We start from the raw sequence: 16,574 nt of genomic DNA, 5'->3' as shown, positions 1-16,574 counted from the left end.
TTAGATTAGCGCTATCCCTAATAATACCCCAGACAAAAAAATAGATACCAAAGGGTATCTATTTTTTTTGACCTGCTCAGAGTGAATTTACTCAGCTGGATCTTTCGCTTTTTTCTTTACTTTTGCCTTCTTTGCTGCAGGCTTCTTAACTGCTTTCTTTTTCGGCTTAGGAATATCCTCTACCCATTTACCATCAATGTACTTTGCAGTCCAACCCGTTGCTTTTGGCTTGCCCTCATCAGTGGCAATCTCCGTCATTACGTACTGCTCTTTAGTTTTACGGCTGTAACGAACTACGGATAAATTACCTTCATTATCTTCTGCTGGTGCATCAGCCAAGTAATAGAATTTTTCTGAGATTCTATCTCTAAACCTTTGTAACTCAGCTACTTTCGGCGCTCTAGTTTCTCTTGAGCGAGGGAAGGTATTTGCGGCTAAGAAAATACCGGCCGCGCCATCACGAAGAACAAAGTGGGCTTCGGACTTTTCACACTCAAGCTCAGGCAATTGCACCGGGTCTTCTTTCGGTGGCGCAGCTTCACCACTGGCTAATAACTTACGGGTATTTTTACACTCTTCGTTAGTACAATCAAAATACTTTCCAAAACGGCCAGATTTTAACTCCATTGGCGATTCACAACGGTCACAATCTAAAATTGGACCATCGTAACCTTTAATCTTAAATTCACCTTTTTCAACTTCAATGCCATCACATACTGGATTATTACCACAAACATGTAACTTACGTGTTTCGTCAATCAGGTAACTGTCCATCGCGGTGCCACATTTATCACAACGACGCATTGCCATAAGCGCTTCGGTTTCAGCATCTTCTGCTAAAACACTTTCGGCTTCTTCACCGGCGGTTAAATTCATGGTTTTGGTACAGCGTTCTTTTGGCGGTAATGCATAACCAGAGCAACCTAAAAACACGCCGGTTTGAGCAGTTCGTATACCCATCTTACGATTACAGGTCGGGCAATCAATATCGGTTAATACTGGCTCATTGTTTTGCATACCACCATCTTCTGATGGTTGGTCTGCTTTTGCTAATTGTTTGGTAAAGTTTTTATAAAACTCATCTAAAACAGCTTTCCAATCAGCAGTACCACCTGCTATCTCATCAAGCTCTTGTTCCATGTTCGAAGTAAATTCGTAGCTCATTAACTTTTCAAAGCTGCCAGATAAACTGTTAGTAACAATCTCACCCATTTTTTCAGCGTAGAAACGTTTTTTGTCTAATCGAACATAACCACGATCTTGAATCGTTGAAATAATTGAAGCATAAGTCGAAGGTCGACCAATTGAACGTTTTTCTAACTCTTTTACTAATGATGCTTCACCAAAACGTGCTGGTGGTTTAGTAAAGTGTTGGCTTGGCTCAATGTTATCTAAGGTGAGTTTTTCCCCCACTTTTAAATCAGGCAAGTGAGTATCATCACCTTTACTTAGCTGTGGATGAACTTTAGTCCAACCATCAAACTGCATCACTCGTCCTTTAGCTTTTAAATCAAAGTTAGCGGCGCTAATCGTTAAGGTACTAACTGTATAACGCGCTGCTGTCATTTGACAGGCAACAAACTGACGCCAAATAAGCTCATAAAGCTTCTTCGCATCAGGTTCAATACCTTCAAGAAATGCAGCCTCAAGTTTAACATTTGATGGGCGTATTGCTTCATGCGCCTCTTGTGCACCAGCTTTAGAGCCATATGTTTTTGCTTTTTCTGGTAAGTAATTTTCACCAAAACTATCAGCAATATATTTGCGGCACGTTTCTACAGCGTCTTTACTCAAGTTGGTTGAATCGGTACGCATATAAGTTATATGACCCGCTTCATACAAACGTTGAGCTAAACCCATAGTGCGTTTAACGCCATAGCCTAATTTAGTACTGGCTGCTTGCTGTAATGTCGAAGTAATAAAAGGTGCCGACGGTGTACTTTTTGACGGTCTATCTTCACGTTTACTGACAGCATAATCAGCCGGGTTTAATATTGCTAAAGCGGCATTAGTCTCTTTTTCAGTTGTTGGTTTAAAAGCTTTGCCATTTTCATGGGTAACATCAAGGATTAACACTTCACCAGTCGTTGCATGAGTATCAACAGCGATGTCCCAAAATTCTTTTGGATCAAACGCTTTAATTTCACGTTCTTTTTCAACGACTAACTTCACGGCAACAGATTGAACTCGTCCTGCAGATAAACCGCGGGCAACTTTTTTCCACAATAGTGGGCTGACCATAAAGCCAACCACACGATCGAGAAAACGCCGCGCTTGCTGAGCATTAACACCTGGCATACTCAGTTCACCAGGGGTAGAAAACGCTTGTTGAATAGAGCTTTCAGTTATTTCATTAAAAACAACCCGGCGGAATTTTTCATCGTCGCCACCAATAATCTCTTTTAAATGCCAAGCAATCGCCTCTCCCTCGCGATCCAAATCGGTTGCGAGATAGATAACATCAGCTTTTTCTGCCAGCTTTTGCAGTTCACTAACAACTTTTTCTTTACCTGGCAGTATTTGATAATTGGCTGCCCAGTTTTTCTCGGGATCTATGCCCATCCTATTAACTAGCGCTTGTTTATCACGCTTAGCTTTGTATTTTGCTTTTGCTTCAGGTGCCATCTTACGCACCTCAGCCGGAGACTTAGCAGCAACTTTTTTACCCGTACTGCTGTGCGGAAGATCACGTATATGACCAACACTAGACTTTACAATAAAGTCTTTGCCTAAATATTTATTAATTGTTTTCGCTTTGGCTGGCGACTCGACAATAACCAGTGATTTTGCCATAAAAATTTATAATCCTTCGATAAAGGCAAATTATTTTTTGCCTTTTTATTCAGACGCTAATCTAGTCAACAAAGTGCGAGCGTACTTGTTACGACACTGCTAGCGATAAAAAAAACATATTATTTAAAGTTATTCTCTGCATAACTATTTATAGGTATATCTATAAATATGCAAACTGACAAGTAATTATTTTACTTCACAGGAAATGCTATTCACCCACTTAGTGGTTTTAGCTATAATAGACATTATTTGATATCACTGTGCGCTTAGTCACATTTTGCCTACGATTAGCGGCAATCATAATCGACTTTACGATAAAACATAAGAGCATAATGTTAAATAATTTTAAAAAATAAAAGTATAGGGGTCATCTGCTGTCACTGATAACCCAAGTTTATAACCTAACTGAGACCTTACATGACAACAATAACATCCACACTTTATGACAAACTCAGCAATTGTTTATGCCCACCGGGTAATGGCGTATTTACGGTAAACACTGCTAAAGAGCGTAAAGAGCAACTACATCAAACTATTTTCGGACAAGCGGTTGGTATTGAAGATTTATGGAAAGCTTCATTAAAACAACTTCCAGAGGCATCTAAAGCTGTTATTTTAGGTATAGCATCAGATTGTGGCGGTGGAATTTTACGTGGTGCTAATTGGGGTCCATTATTTTTGCGCTCCACCCTTTTAGAGTCTTACCCTGAATTAACCGCATTTGATTTAGGTGATGTGCGTGTTATCCCACATTTATTATCTGACAAGTATTTAAACGAAGCAACAATAGCCAATTGCAGAAAGGCGCTTTATCAAGATGAACATAGTGCTTACCCGATTAGCCCATTAAGTATCACTGAAGATGTATTGCATGATTTTTATGCTGCGTTTCCAGAAAAAGGAATTTTTGGTATTGGCGGCGATCACAGTGTCAGCTATCCATTAACCAAAGCTTACCTACAAGCCAAAAAACAACAAGGTAAACGTGCCGCAATAATCCACTTTGATGCTCATACCGACTTATTAGTAGAGCGCTTAGGTATTGATTTATGTTTTGGCTCTTGGTGTACCCATATTTTAGATGACTTACCTGAAAAGCATCATTTAATTCAAGTAGGTATTCGCTCTAGTGGTAGACCACAAAGTCACTGGGAAGATACTTTTGGCGTAAGGCAGCATTGGGCAAAAGATATTAAAAGTCAAGGTATCGAAAAAACGATATCAAACATCTTTGCACAACTTAAAGATGAAAACATTGATGAGTTGTATGTAAGTTTTGATATTGACGCCATAGATGACAGCTTTGCTAGCGCTACTGGTACACCTGAGCCTGATGGTTTAATGCCAAGTGATGCTATGGATATATTACGCGCCCTAGCAGCTAAGTACCCTATTACAGGTGCTGATATGATGGAGATAGCCCCTTTTACTGATAGCTGTGGCCAAGGCGTCGCAGGACAAGAAAAAACCTTAAAAGTGGGTGCTGAAATTTCGGCATTTTTACTGAAAGAGATGGCAAAGTAATTTATTATTAAAAACTATCCACTGAGTGTTTATATAGTCATAGAGTCATAGAGTCATAGGTACTCAGTTGATAAATACAAAAAAGGCTCCTTAGGAGCCTTTTTTAACAAATACTACTTTAGCTAATGCAATATTAGCCTCCAATAGCAACGCTTAAACTACAATCTTTATTGAAACCAAATGGTCCTATAGGTCCAACACCCTGATGCGGGGGTGTTATTGCTTCTTGATTAGTATCTTCAGCTGCAATCGGTAAGGTAAATATAGTCTGAGCAGAGCCTTCACTACCTGTAACTTTACCCGAAACAATGAGGTTAATATCTAACCATTGCGCATAACTTTGCGAGTAAATAATACGAATAACTGATCGGCCATCGCTATCGGTAACAAAAGTACCACTTATCGAAACTTTGTTACCGGGTGTTAATACGCCATCACTATTATCATCCTCCCCGGCATCTAGAATACCATTAAAATTGGCATCTTCATTTCTACACGCTTGTTTGTTCTCCGCCGCAGTCGTTGGTTTTGGACCGAGTGTTATCAGTCCTGCTGCCGCCCACCCTTGAAAAACTTCTTCATCATAAACTTGTATCCACTGACCTTTATAATAATTTTCAGGAATGGCTGAGACTGTGAGTTCAACGTTTGCAACCGCATTAGACTCCGCATCAGTAACAAAGATTGAGTATTCTTTGATATAATCCGTATTATCGAGCACTGCAATTTCATTACCAGTACCAATAGCTATAAATAGCTCACGGTTAGCAACAGTTAAATTAACAGTATCCGTTATTGCTGGAGTATCTTCTACAACTGCGGTTATAGACACTGCATCTTTAGCGGATGTGCTATTTGAAGTATAAATAGTGGAAGCACTACCATTACTATCTGTCACAGCTGTTGCCGGGAAAATTGTACCGCCACTAACATCTTCTAATACAAACTTAATTTTTTTATTTTTAACTAAATTACCGTTCGCATCATTTACTACAACTGAGATTGTCGACGTTTGCTCATTAGGACCAATAGAATTAGGTGATGCTTGTGCTTTAATCGTTGCTGCAGTACTAGCAAAAAATTCGAACTCTAGCTGGTTGGTTAACTCGATAGCTTTGCCAGAAACAATATCAGTGCCAACTAAAGTAACTAAGGCTTTACCGGCATCATTTGATGTTAAAGTTGCAGTCACTTTACCATCTATTGTTGTTGCAGAGTTAACGGATAACACACCACGGGTTGTGGTAAATGTAACAGAGGTGCCATCAGCAACGACAGCCCCATCCCTAAGCCATGTTAACGTCGCCGAAGCAGTTTGAGCTAAGGATACATCTGGAACAATTGGCGTATTAGAAGGGTTTACTGTGTCTGTACCATTGGTAAAACGAGTAAATAAGAAAGAGTCTGATTGAACTGAAACGTTTTGAATTGTTGTTGCATTCAATGCCTTTATAATAAGACTGTTCGTCCCTCCAGTAGTACCAGTTACTTTTAAGGTCGCTTGACCCTCATTATCGGTAGTAACACTACTAGTAGTGGGAAGCGTAATATCAGCTACGTTGCCCGCAGGGGTTTCAGTTGATATACCAGACAATGAAATAGCAACAGCTGTTTTTGCAACCCCATTACCATCCGAGTCTAAAACATTAATAATATAACTTGCTTCATCATTTAGTGCTAAAGAGCTTGTACCTGTTAAAGTCAAGGTAGTTCCCACCACTTCTATCTCTAACGAATCGGAAATATCGCCAGTAAGAACAGTTACCGTAATCAGTCTATTGCTCGGTTCATCCAGCGTGGATAATGTCATAGCAACTTTACCATCTGGTCCTGTTTTACTCGAACTAGCACCATTCTCATCAAGTATTTTTCCGAGCGCGCCAGAATCAGTTGAAAAGTTAATGGTAACGCCTTCAAGCAAGTTATTATTTATGTCTTTTGCAATGGCGGTCAATACAATAGATTGTGAGCCACTTGAAGCTAATTGTTGTGAACTAGCAAATAAACTAATAGAGGCAGCTTTAGGCTCACCTTCAACTACTTTCACACCATCACCGACACTGGTAAAACTAACACTAGTAACCGCTAGATTAGAATCAGTTCCTACGCTAGCTGTTACTTCAACACCGCCCGCAACATCAGTTACTTTAACAGTAATTGTAGCTATTCCTGAATCATTAGTAACCGCGGTTCCTATAGCAGGGTCAAGAGTTGCCATGGCCGAGTCATTTAGGGTAAAGGTAACAAGTTGTCCTGCCACTCCTTCATTAGTGTCATTTGCTAATATACTAGCCGAGATAATAATATCATTAGCTGCCGATAAATCACCCTCAGACTTTTCAATACTAATTTTAGCCCCACCGGATGAACCACCTGTACTCTCGCCATCGCCAGCACTATCAAAGCTAATATTATTAACTGTGCTTTCATAGCTTGCGATAACATTTACAGAGCCTTTCATATCGGTTACTTTTACCACTATTGTTGCAACACCATTAGCGTCCGTTGTTGCTGTTCCTGCAATCGGATCAAATGTAGCAGAGCCTACAACCGCTAAGCTAAAAGTAACTGTTTTATTACCCACACCCTTACCATTATTAGCAACCGTTGTAGAAATGGTAATATCATTAGCTGCTGATAGTTCACCATCAGACGTTGCCATGGTTAATGTTATTTCTTCAGTTGGTGTTGTACCGTCACCTGTAAGGTCACCATCTCCATCACCGCACGCCACAAGTGTCATCATTGACATTAGTAACATGGTAAAACTTAAACGTCGAAGTAACTGCATAAAAGCATCCTCAGTTTCTTTTTTTAATAATACTTAATAAACCATATTAACCGATAAATAACAAAAAGGTACTGATTATTAGAAAAAAATTACATTTGCTTAATTCGTTAACCAAATTGTAACTTTATCCCCTTAGAAACATAATGAATAAAATAGTACTTAATCCGGATAATTATTGTTAATCTTAACGCTGAAAATTGGATGTGTAATAGATGTATAATAATTACAACATAACTTACAACCTAGCCGAAGTAATATAGATACTATGACAATAGAACAAACCAGCCCCACTGTGCTCAAAAAAACCAGTTTAACTAGCCGAATTGTTATTGGCATGGTGGCCGGTATTTTATTAGGTACCTTTTTACAATGGTTAATGCCTAACGGCTCTGACAAAGTCATTAACCTTTATTTATTTGATCTATCCCTAAAAGGCCTACTGGTTGATGGTGTGTTAGAGGTTATTGGCCAAATATTTATGGCCAGTTTACGCATGTTGGTTGTGCCATTGGTATTTGTATCACTGGTTTGTGGGGTCTGCTCGTTAAAAGATACCAGTAAACTTGGTCGAATTGGTGGTAAAGCTATAGCTTTATATTTGGCAACTACGGCAATCGCCATTAGTTTTGCTATTTTCATCGCACTAATCATTGCTCCTGGAGAAGGAGTTAATATGGTAACTAACAGTAGTTTTACGAGTAGAGAAGCCCCTTCTTTAGCACAAGTTATTATTCAAATGTTTCCGACCAATCCATTTGCTTCTTTTGCTCAAGGTAACATGTTGCAGGTAATTGTTTTTGCCCTACTCTTTGGTATTGCCATTGCACTTTCAGGCAAAGCCGGTGAACGCATAGCTTCATTTTTTGAAGACTTAAGTGAAGTAATCATGCGCTTAGTTACTATCTTAATGAATATTGCCCCGTATGGTGTATTTGCCTTACTGGCGACACTGTTTACTACTGTTTCATTAACCACCTTCGGTAATTTAATTGAATATTTCCTAGTGGTGTTTTTTGTCTTAGTTATCCATGCTTTAGTGACATACCCGGTTATTTTAAAATTATTAACTGGTTTGAATCCAATTATCTTTTTAAAGAAAATGCGTGACGCCGCTATTTTTGCCTTCTCAACAGCTAGCTCAAACGCTACCATTCCTGTCACATTAGAAACGGCAACAAAGAAGATGGGCGTTAAAAACTCTATTGCTTCATTTACCGTGCCGCTAGGCGCTACCATTAACATGGATGGCACAGCGATAATGCAAGGTGTAGCAACTGTTTTTATCGCGCAAGTATTTACCCAAGACTTAACATTGGCTGACTACTTAACTGTTGTACTTACCGCTACCCTCGCCTCAATTGGCACTGCTGGCGTACCTGGCGTTGGTTTAATCATGCTTGCTATGGTGTTAGAACAAGTTGGCTTACCTGTTGAAGGTATTGCCCTTATCATTGGTGTTGATCGATTACTTGATATGACTCGAACCGCAGTTAATGTTACCGGTGATAGCATGGTGAGTATTGTTGTAGCTAAGAGTGAAGATCAATTTGACAACGAAATGTATGTTGATCCGCAAGCGGGTCATAATATTGAAGAAATAGATTTTAAACATTTAAAAGATAACTAAACACTAACGTTTAAATTACTTAGTAGAAAACAAAAAAGCCTTGCCGAGTAATATCCGCAAGGCTTTTCTTTTATCATACTAACTCTATAATTAACCAGAACTCTGGATGATAAATATTAACCAGGGAAAATATTATTACGTTGGAATAACTTGCCTAAAAAACTCTCTGCTGATAACGAAGCCGCTTTAGAAAACTTTTCAGCCAAGCCTTTTTTCACTTCATATTTGATCGCGACTACTTTATGGCTTTTACTTTTCCCTTGTAAGTAATCATCGCTCGTTTGGATGCTATCAACTAAACCAAGCTCAAGCGCTGTTGTACCAAACCAATGCTCACCCGTTGCTACTTTGACAATATCTAAACTCGGTCTACGTTCACTAACGAAGTTTTTAAATAACACATGAGTCTCTTCTAACTCTTCGATAAATTTCTCTTTACCTTTTTCGGTATTCTCACCAAACATGGTAACAGTACGCTTGAATTCACCGGCAGTAAATTGTTCAAAGTCAATATCATGTTTTTTCAATAACTTATTAAAGTTTGGCACTTGAGCAATAACGCCAATAGAACCCAAAATAGCAAAGGGTGCTGAGATAATATTATTGGCAACACACGCCATCATATAACCGCCACTAGCAGCTACTTTATCAACCGATACTGTTAAGGGAATATTATGCTGACGAATACGATCAAGTTGTGACGAGGCTAAACCATAACCATGTACCATACCGCCGCCACTTTCTAAACGAACAAATACTTCATCTGTCGGTTTTGCTACAGAAAGTATCGCTGTTACTTCTTCACGTAAAGAGCTAACTTCTTTAGCGTCGATACTGCCATTAAAATCAACAACAAAAACATGAGCCTTAGTTGGCTCGGTTTCTTCACCAGGTTTAGCTAACTTAGCTTTTGCCTTGTCAGCCTTTGCCTTTTCTTTGGCTAGCTTTTTATCTGCTTTTTCTTTTTCTTTAAATTCATCTTTAGTTAATAAAGCATGAATGATGTCTTCTTCTGTCTCGCTAAATTGCTCAGACAAGTCGGTGATATCTAATTCACCCTTTTTGTGCTGCTGTTTTACAGCTGCACCTGCGATAGCAATAATAATAGCGATAACAGCTAAAACAAAGGTAATGGCTTTTGCTAAAAACAAACCGTATTCATATAAAAATTCCAAAAGAACTCCTGAGGATTTAAGTGTAAAGAAATGACGCTAATTCTACACTATTTTATTCGCTTGCAAACAAATGTTAAAAAACATAAAAATCAAGCAAAAAAAAACCCTCAAATGAGGGTTTTCTATCATAAGATATACAAATTAAATTTATTTAATAACTTCTGTATTAGTCACTTTTATCAATTGCCCCATAGTAGCGAAGAACCCGACAACTTGACCTTGCATTTCTTGAGTGACGGCACCTGTAATAAGAGGATCCTGCACTGAAACGCTGTTAGGAACTGGATCTAATATTGAACCATGATGGCCATACATAAAGCGTACCGCACCAGAGCCTTCAGTATCACTACTAACAATTGGCAAACCAAGTAAAGTTATTGCACCTTCAGTACCACCAAATGGTGTAGTAGTTACCCTATTTGGTACAACTTGATCAGAGCAGTTATCAGTGGCTAAGATGTCTTTACATACACCGCCATCACTATCAACGCCATTACCCACGACTTCTATTAAGTGTGTTGGTGTGCCATTTACTTTAATGATATTGGCATAGTTTGCAGGGTCTCCAGCATCAGTTACCGTTTGCGCGGCAAAGACAAATTGAGTGAAAGTAGCATTTAAGCCAGCTTGTTGTTCAGCAGTTAATGCCGCATAAAAAGCTAAGTATGCTGCAACCATCTCTTTTTCTGTTGCAGTTGTCCTACCATTAGCATCTAGAGGGTACATTGCATCAACCATAGCTTTAAACTCAGGTGAAGCGCTGTAAGTTAAGTTGGCTTTTATCAAATTACCAAAAGAACCTGATTCCATCAAGAGGTTAGCAATCATCACACCCGGCATTGCTTGCGTATTAGTTTTAACGGCAAATAATGGGTCTACTTGTGCATCAAGTGCAGAGTTTGTTAGAGCAACAAAGTTTATACCGGTAATAGCACCTAAAGAATGTCCTAAGAAGTGTACATTACTACCATCAACTTTTATTGGATTACCTTCAGTATGAAGACCACCTAAGAAATTCAAACCTAAGCGTAAACCAACTAAATCGGATGTTGACTGACGTAAATTATCACGAGTAGTTAGTAAACTAGCTAGGTTCATATAATGTGTCGCTGAAACTGTTGAAGCATTAATATCATCAATGCCATCAGGAATACCATCAGGACCAGTTATATCAAAACCACGACTGCCACCAGGAAGTAAACCACCAAGGGCATCAGGATCACCATGCAAAGGATGATTAATAGCAACTGTGGCAAAACCATATGCTGAAAGAATACCTGTTATGGCTAACATATCTTCTTTTTTCGATGTTATACCGTGCTGCAATATAACAACAGGCCAACCACTGTCTGGCTGAACTAAATCAGCAGGTAAATTTAAACCTGGACGAACAGCATTCGCTACGTTGACATCTGGCGTGGTCATTTGCACAACAACAGGCATATTCGTATTTGCTTTAGGAACGGGGCTAAATTTGGTTAAGTGACGCTTTGCATCAAAACCTAGAGATCTAAGACCTGGAGCAGGTAACTCTTTTGCCGCCGATATTGCCATACAAGTGCCATCATCAACACTTATAGGCTCAGCAGGAATTGTTTCCGCAGGAAGTTCCCCCGCAGCAATCTTTGCTGCTACACCAGCTAATATAGCGCCAGAGTCACATAAAGACTTCCACCAATCATTTACAGGTGCCATGCCATTTTCAACGCTAGGCACACCAGAGTAATACGGTAAAGTAATGCTACCTTGCATAAAGTTAGCGGTAGAATATAAAGGAACTAATGACTGTGGGATTTTATTTTTGTCAAAATCAGGATGCCCTTCAGGATAAGGAGCCAAAATATTAGCAACAGACATTCCGGTATCTTGAACACCTATTGTTGGAATACCTTTCATTGCATTAGCAACCATCGCAGGTACATTATTAGCCATTAAAGCTTTTGCAGTAGCCAATACGTCAGTGGTTGATTGTGTAGTTAGCGCCATAGTGTAAATTAAGGCATCTTTATCGGCTCCTGCTACCACAATAGCATTTTCATAGCTATTTATAACACCTTGCAAGCTCTTTTGGTCATCTGTTGCTAACGGGTTAGTGGTCAAGTCTTGGCGAACTGCTTCATATGTACCTGATCCCGCAATAGCGGTACCATTACTATCTTTTAAGTTATTGGTTAACGCTAAAATATAAGTTGTTTTCGCTTTAAGGGGCTTTAAAGGAATAATTGCAATACTATTGCCAGATGCTTGAGCTGCAAAGTCAACACCAAAGGTTAATTCACCAACAACCGTACAAGCTGCACCACGAGGCACTTCTTCACAACCAGGATCACCACCCATTAAGGTTTCAAATATTTTTACTGAAGCAGGATTTACCACAGAGCTGCCATCAAGTGAAGTGCCCACAGGAAAATCAATAGCAAGTACAAATGGATTAGTCGTTGACCAACCATCTATAGCTCCCATTGCAGTTGATGGTTCAGCATAATTAGGCGATTCAATCTCATTGCCCTCTTCATCCTTTTCACCTGAAATTATATTGCCCTCATCATCCCTTTTGATAGGCATATGTAAGGTACCATCAGGTGAACCCGAGAATAATAAATCATTAGGGACTGATAAAACGCCATTAGAAGGGTCAAAAACAATACGTGCTAACGGCATAACCGCTGAGCCATTATCTTTAACTTCTTGTTGTACATCTTCGATTGACTCGCTACCACAGGCGCTTAAACCTAGTGCACTAATAATCGCAAGACTGAGAGCTAGCTTTTTCATGTTGAATTCCCCAATGCCTTAATTTTTTATTATGTATAGTTGTTAAAGTTATTTTACTTTCAGTATGCACCTTATTAATAAAACTAAAGTTCAAACTAACGTTTGAATAACTCGTTAGACCAGTCAAAGTTACCGCAAGATGTCACAAGGTGCTAGTATTTTTTTACTTTTTTGTATGATTTTGTACCTCTTTGTATTGTTTTGCGCTGTTTAGTGCTGTTAATAAACTTTTTTCTCGTCAATGAAAATAGCAACGCGTAGAATAGACAGGCAATTTTCTTACTCACAGCTAAAAGAACTTAATATGTTTAATTATTCGATAAAAGATGCCTGCTTAAACAACAAAACCATTCTAGTTACAGGTGCTGGCGCCGGTATCGGCCGCACTGCTGCATTAACTTATGCCGGATTAGGCGCTACCGTTATTTTACTTGGTAAAACGGTGAGTAAGCTTGAAGCTGTTTATGATGAAATTATTGCCCTTGGTTTAGCGGAGCCTGCTATTATCCCTTTAGACCTAAAAGGTGCCACTAAGCAAAATTATATTGATATGTGTTCAACTATTGTTGACCAATTCGGTCATTTAGATGGAGCATTACTTAATGCTTCTATTTTAGGTGAGCTTACGCCATTTACTCAAATTCACGAGCAAGTATTCAATGATGTGATGAAAGTTAATGTCACGGCGCAATACCTGCTGGCCCAAGCACTGATACCAACATTAGCATTATCACCTAAGGCTTCTCTAGTTTTCACTTCATCTGGTGTTGGTAATCAAGGTCGTGCTTATTGGGGAGCTTATAGTATGTCCAAATTTGCTACTGAAGGTATGATGCAAGTTATTGCTGATGAATATGATGATTCAACTTTACGTACCAATGCAATTAATCCTGGCGCGACAAATACCAATATGCGCTCGTGTGCTTTCCCTGCAGAAGATAAAGCAGAGATTACTAGCCCAGAAGATATTATGCCTTTATATGTTTATTTAATGTCTGATGATAGTGTCGCAGTAAATGGCCAAACGTTAAAAGCCCAGTAGGCTTATTTGTCTAGAGTAAAACGTTAGACAATTTATCAATAAAAAAGGCAAACTCAATGAGCTTGCCTTTTTTATTGATTATAACTTACGAGATACTTTCTCGACTAATCAGAAAGTTTATCGAAGTTCTCTTCTTAATATTTTACCAACATTGGTTTTAGGTAACTCCTGACGAAACTCAACCAGTTTAGGGACTTTATAGTTAGTAAGGTTTTCGCGACAATGTTTAATCAGTGATTCTTCAGTCAAGTCATCCGACTTACTTACTACAAATACCTTAACTACCTCACCGGAAACCTCATGTGGAACACCAATAGCAGCGGACTCTAGTACCCCATCATGCATGGCCAGTACTTCTTCAATCTCATTTGGATAAACATTAAACCCAGAAACAATAATCATGTCTTTTTTGCGATCTACTATAGTGAAACAACCCTTGTCATTCATCATAGCTATATCACCAGTAGCGAACCAGCCATCTTTTAGAACTTCAGCAGTGGCTTCTGGACAATTGTAATAACCAAGCATCACTTGCGGCCCTTTGACACACATTTCACCTGACTCGCCAATATCTGCTTCACTGCCATCATCACGTATAATTTTAACATCGGTTGAAGAAGCTGGAATACCAATACTACCATCATAGGCGACAAGGTTATGCGGACTTAGTGTCACTAGTGGTGCACACTCAGTTAAACCGTAACCTTCTAACAAACGAGTACCAGTAATTTTCTGCCAAAGCTCAGCTACAGGTCGTTGCACCGCCATACCGCCACCAAGTGACATTTTCAATGTGCTAAAGTTAAGCTCATTAAAACCTGGGGTATTTAATAAACCGTTAAATAAAGTGTTAACCCCAGTAATAGCAGTAAATGGATACTTTGATAACTCTTTAACAAAGTTCGGCATATCTCTTGGATTGGTGATAAGTAAATTAGTGCCCCCCATGGTGAAGAATGTTAGGCAATTCGCCGTTAAAGCAAAGATATGATAAAGCGGCAAAGCGGTTACCACCAACTCTTTACCCTCTTCTAATAATGGGCAAATCGCAGCCTTAGCTTGTTGTAAATTTGCCACCATATTACGGTGCGTTAACATTGCACCTTTTGATAAACCTGTGGTGCCACCGGTATATTGTAAAAAGGCTAAATCATCTCCGCATAATTCAACTGGGGACAAATTAAGCTTCATGCCTTTAGTTAAAGCACTATTAAAACGTACCGCATTTGGCAGGTTAAAAGCAGGTACCATTTTTTTCACGTACTTAACTACACAATTTACAACGGTACCTTTAACTAAGCCTAGGCGATCGCCTAGAGATGTCATGATGACATGTTTTACTGGCGTCTTATCAATTACTTTTTCAAGCGTTTGAGCAAAGTTTTCTATGATTAGCATTGCCTTCGTTTCAGAGTCTTTTAGCTGATGTTCAAGCTCTCTGGCAGTATACAAAGGGTTAACATTAACAACGGTAAGGCCTGCTAGTAAAGCACCGAATAATGCGATGGGATACTGTAAACAGTTAGGAACCATGATGGCGAATTTATCACCTTTTTCTAAACCTAAATCTTGTTGTAAGTAAGCAGCAAATGCTTGTGCTTGTATAGCAAGCTCTTCATAGGAGATTGAAGCACCCATATTGATGAAAGCAGTTTTTTCACTAAACTGAGTAGAGTATTTAGTAAACATGGCGACAATAGATGGATATTTATCGGCATCTATTTCAAACGGCACGTCACTTGGGTAACTTTTTTCTAACCAAATCTTTTCCACAATGGCTTTCCTCAGTAGGTAATTAGACATTAATCATTCTGACAATTATTTTATTTTCGGGTAACTCTTATTTTAATACCACTGTTTTATCAAATTTTTGCTCGTTGCGCCACCAATTTAAACGCTTGTTTTAATTTTACTTAAAAATTCACTGAGTAAAGATGATAGTTCTTGAGTTTGCTCCATATGTACATGATGGCCGCCATCTAACTTGGTAATAGTTAAGTTAGTAATACATGAGGAATACTGCTCCAGCCCAGTGTTAACCATGTCCATGCCTTTATCACCATATATTAATTGTAAAGGGCAGCTAATATCGCTAAACAGCTGCTGCCCCTGCACTAAACTTAATCGATAAAGCGAAACAGTACGCAAGCGAGAGTCTGAACGCCAACGATATAAAGTACTAGCACCTTCCTCTGCTGTTTTTCTGTTTAACTCAGGCTTAACCGCTACTAATGATCTTTGTACAATTAAATTAGCATGGTCAATCTGTAAGTCCGACACATTCATACGGGCTTTAACCGCCGTATCTTCAGTAAATGATCGACTAGACTTAACAGTCTTGATACGACTTAAAACGCCATGCCGTAACTGCTTAGTTGTTTCTTCTACTGGTGCGCAAATGAAACCAAATGAGTCAATCAAGGTCAGTGATTTTACTTTTTCAGGAAAAGCGGCGGCGAATGCACTAGCAACCATAGCACCCATTGAGTGAGCAACAATATCGATTGCTGGCCAGTTATTGAGTTTGAACAAAGCCACTAAATCACTAACATAGTCAAAGAAATGATAGTGAGCACCAACATTACGATGGTCCGAGTGACCATGACCAGGCCAATCCAAGGCTATGACATACTTATCAGCCAGTAAATTTCTTTCTTGTGTTATTTGCTGCATTAAAGGTAAAAAGCTGGCGGCATTATCCAAATAACCATGTAAACATAACACTGGCTGATGATCCTTATTACCACAAGCTATTGCAGCTAAGGTTAAATCATCTAGTTTATAGCTGATCTCGTCAATTTTGCTTACATCAATTAGGCATTCATTACTTTTTTCGGGATCAGTCAT

The 16,574-nt window shown here is 39.0% G+C and carries 9 protein-coding genes; 3 read left to right on the top strand and 6 right to left on the bottom strand.

Annotated features, from left to right (window positions below):
- Positions 1 to 87 precede the first annotated feature (87 nt).
- Complete coding sequence (topA, locus tag GAB14E_RS09765; RefSeq protein WP_033082724.1) at positions 88 to 2,793, bottom strand: type I DNA topoisomerase; 2,706 nt, start codon at positions 2,791 to 2,793, stop codon at positions 88 to 90.
- Between the two features lie 417 nt (positions 2,794 to 3,210).
- Here topA and GAB14E_RS09770 point away from each other — a divergent pair, with 417 nt between their 5' ends.
- Positions 3,211 to 4,317, top strand: coding sequence for an arginase family protein (locus GAB14E_RS09770; RefSeq protein ID WP_033082723.1), 1,107 nt, complete (start codon positions 3,211 to 3,213; stop codon positions 4,315 to 4,317).
- Positions 4,318 to 4,450: 133 nt separating this feature from the next.
- Here GAB14E_RS09770 and GAB14E_RS09775 read toward each other — a convergent pair whose 3' ends face one another.
- Complete coding sequence (locus GAB14E_RS09775) at positions 4,451 to 7,108, bottom strand: beta strand repeat-containing protein (RefSeq protein WP_033082722.1); 2,658 nt, start codon at positions 7,106 to 7,108, stop codon at positions 4,451 to 4,453.
- Between the two features lie 265 nt (positions 7,109 to 7,373).
- Between GAB14E_RS09775 and GAB14E_RS09780 the strand changes: the two genes are divergently transcribed.
- A complete protein-coding gene (locus GAB14E_RS09780; RefSeq protein ID WP_033082721.1) occupies positions 7,374 to 8,735 on the top strand; it encodes a dicarboxylate/amino acid:cation symporter in 1,362 nt (453 codons plus the stop codon).
- 116 nt (positions 8,736 to 8,851) lie between these two features.
- Here the strand turns inward: GAB14E_RS09780 and sohB are convergent, their stop codons facing one another.
- Both sohB and GAB14E_RS09790 read right to left on the bottom strand, forming a co-directional pair.
- Complete coding sequence (sohB, locus tag GAB14E_RS09785; RefSeq protein ID WP_033082720.1) at positions 8,852 to 9,910, bottom strand: protease SohB; 1,059 nt, start codon at positions 9,908 to 9,910, stop codon at positions 8,852 to 8,854.
- Positions 9,911 to 10,057: 147 nt separating this feature from the next.
- A complete protein-coding gene (locus tag GAB14E_RS09790; protein ID WP_033082719.1) occupies positions 10,058 to 12,685 on the bottom strand; it encodes a VolA/Pla-1 family phospholipase in 2,628 nt (875 codons plus the stop codon).
- A gap of 304 nt (positions 12,686 to 12,989) precedes the next feature.
- Here GAB14E_RS09790 and GAB14E_RS09795 point away from each other — a divergent pair, with 304 nt between their 5' ends.
- Complete coding sequence (locus GAB14E_RS09795) at positions 12,990 to 13,727, top strand: YciK family oxidoreductase (RefSeq protein WP_033082718.1); 738 nt, start codon at positions 12,990 to 12,992, stop codon at positions 13,725 to 13,727.
- Between the two features lie 117 nt (positions 13,728 to 13,844).
- Here GAB14E_RS09795 and fadD read toward each other — a convergent pair whose 3' ends face one another.
- On the bottom strand, positions 13,845 to 15,500 hold the full coding sequence (fadD, locus tag GAB14E_RS09800; RefSeq protein WP_033082717.1) for a long-chain-fatty-acid--CoA ligase FadD: 1,656 nt from the start codon (positions 15,498 to 15,500) through the stop codon (positions 13,845 to 13,847).
- 117 nt (positions 15,501 to 15,617) lie between these two features.
- Entirely contained in the window at positions 15,618 to 16,574 is a 957-nt protein-coding gene (locus tag GAB14E_RS09805; RefSeq protein WP_033082716.1) for an alpha/beta hydrolase, read from the bottom strand.

This window comes from Colwellia psychrerythraea (assembly GCF_000764185.1).
Taxonomy (GTDB): domain Bacteria; phylum Pseudomonadota; class Gammaproteobacteria; order Enterobacterales; family Alteromonadaceae; genus Colwellia; species Colwellia psychrerythraea_B.
This window is presented reverse-complemented; position numbering and strand designations above follow the sequence as displayed.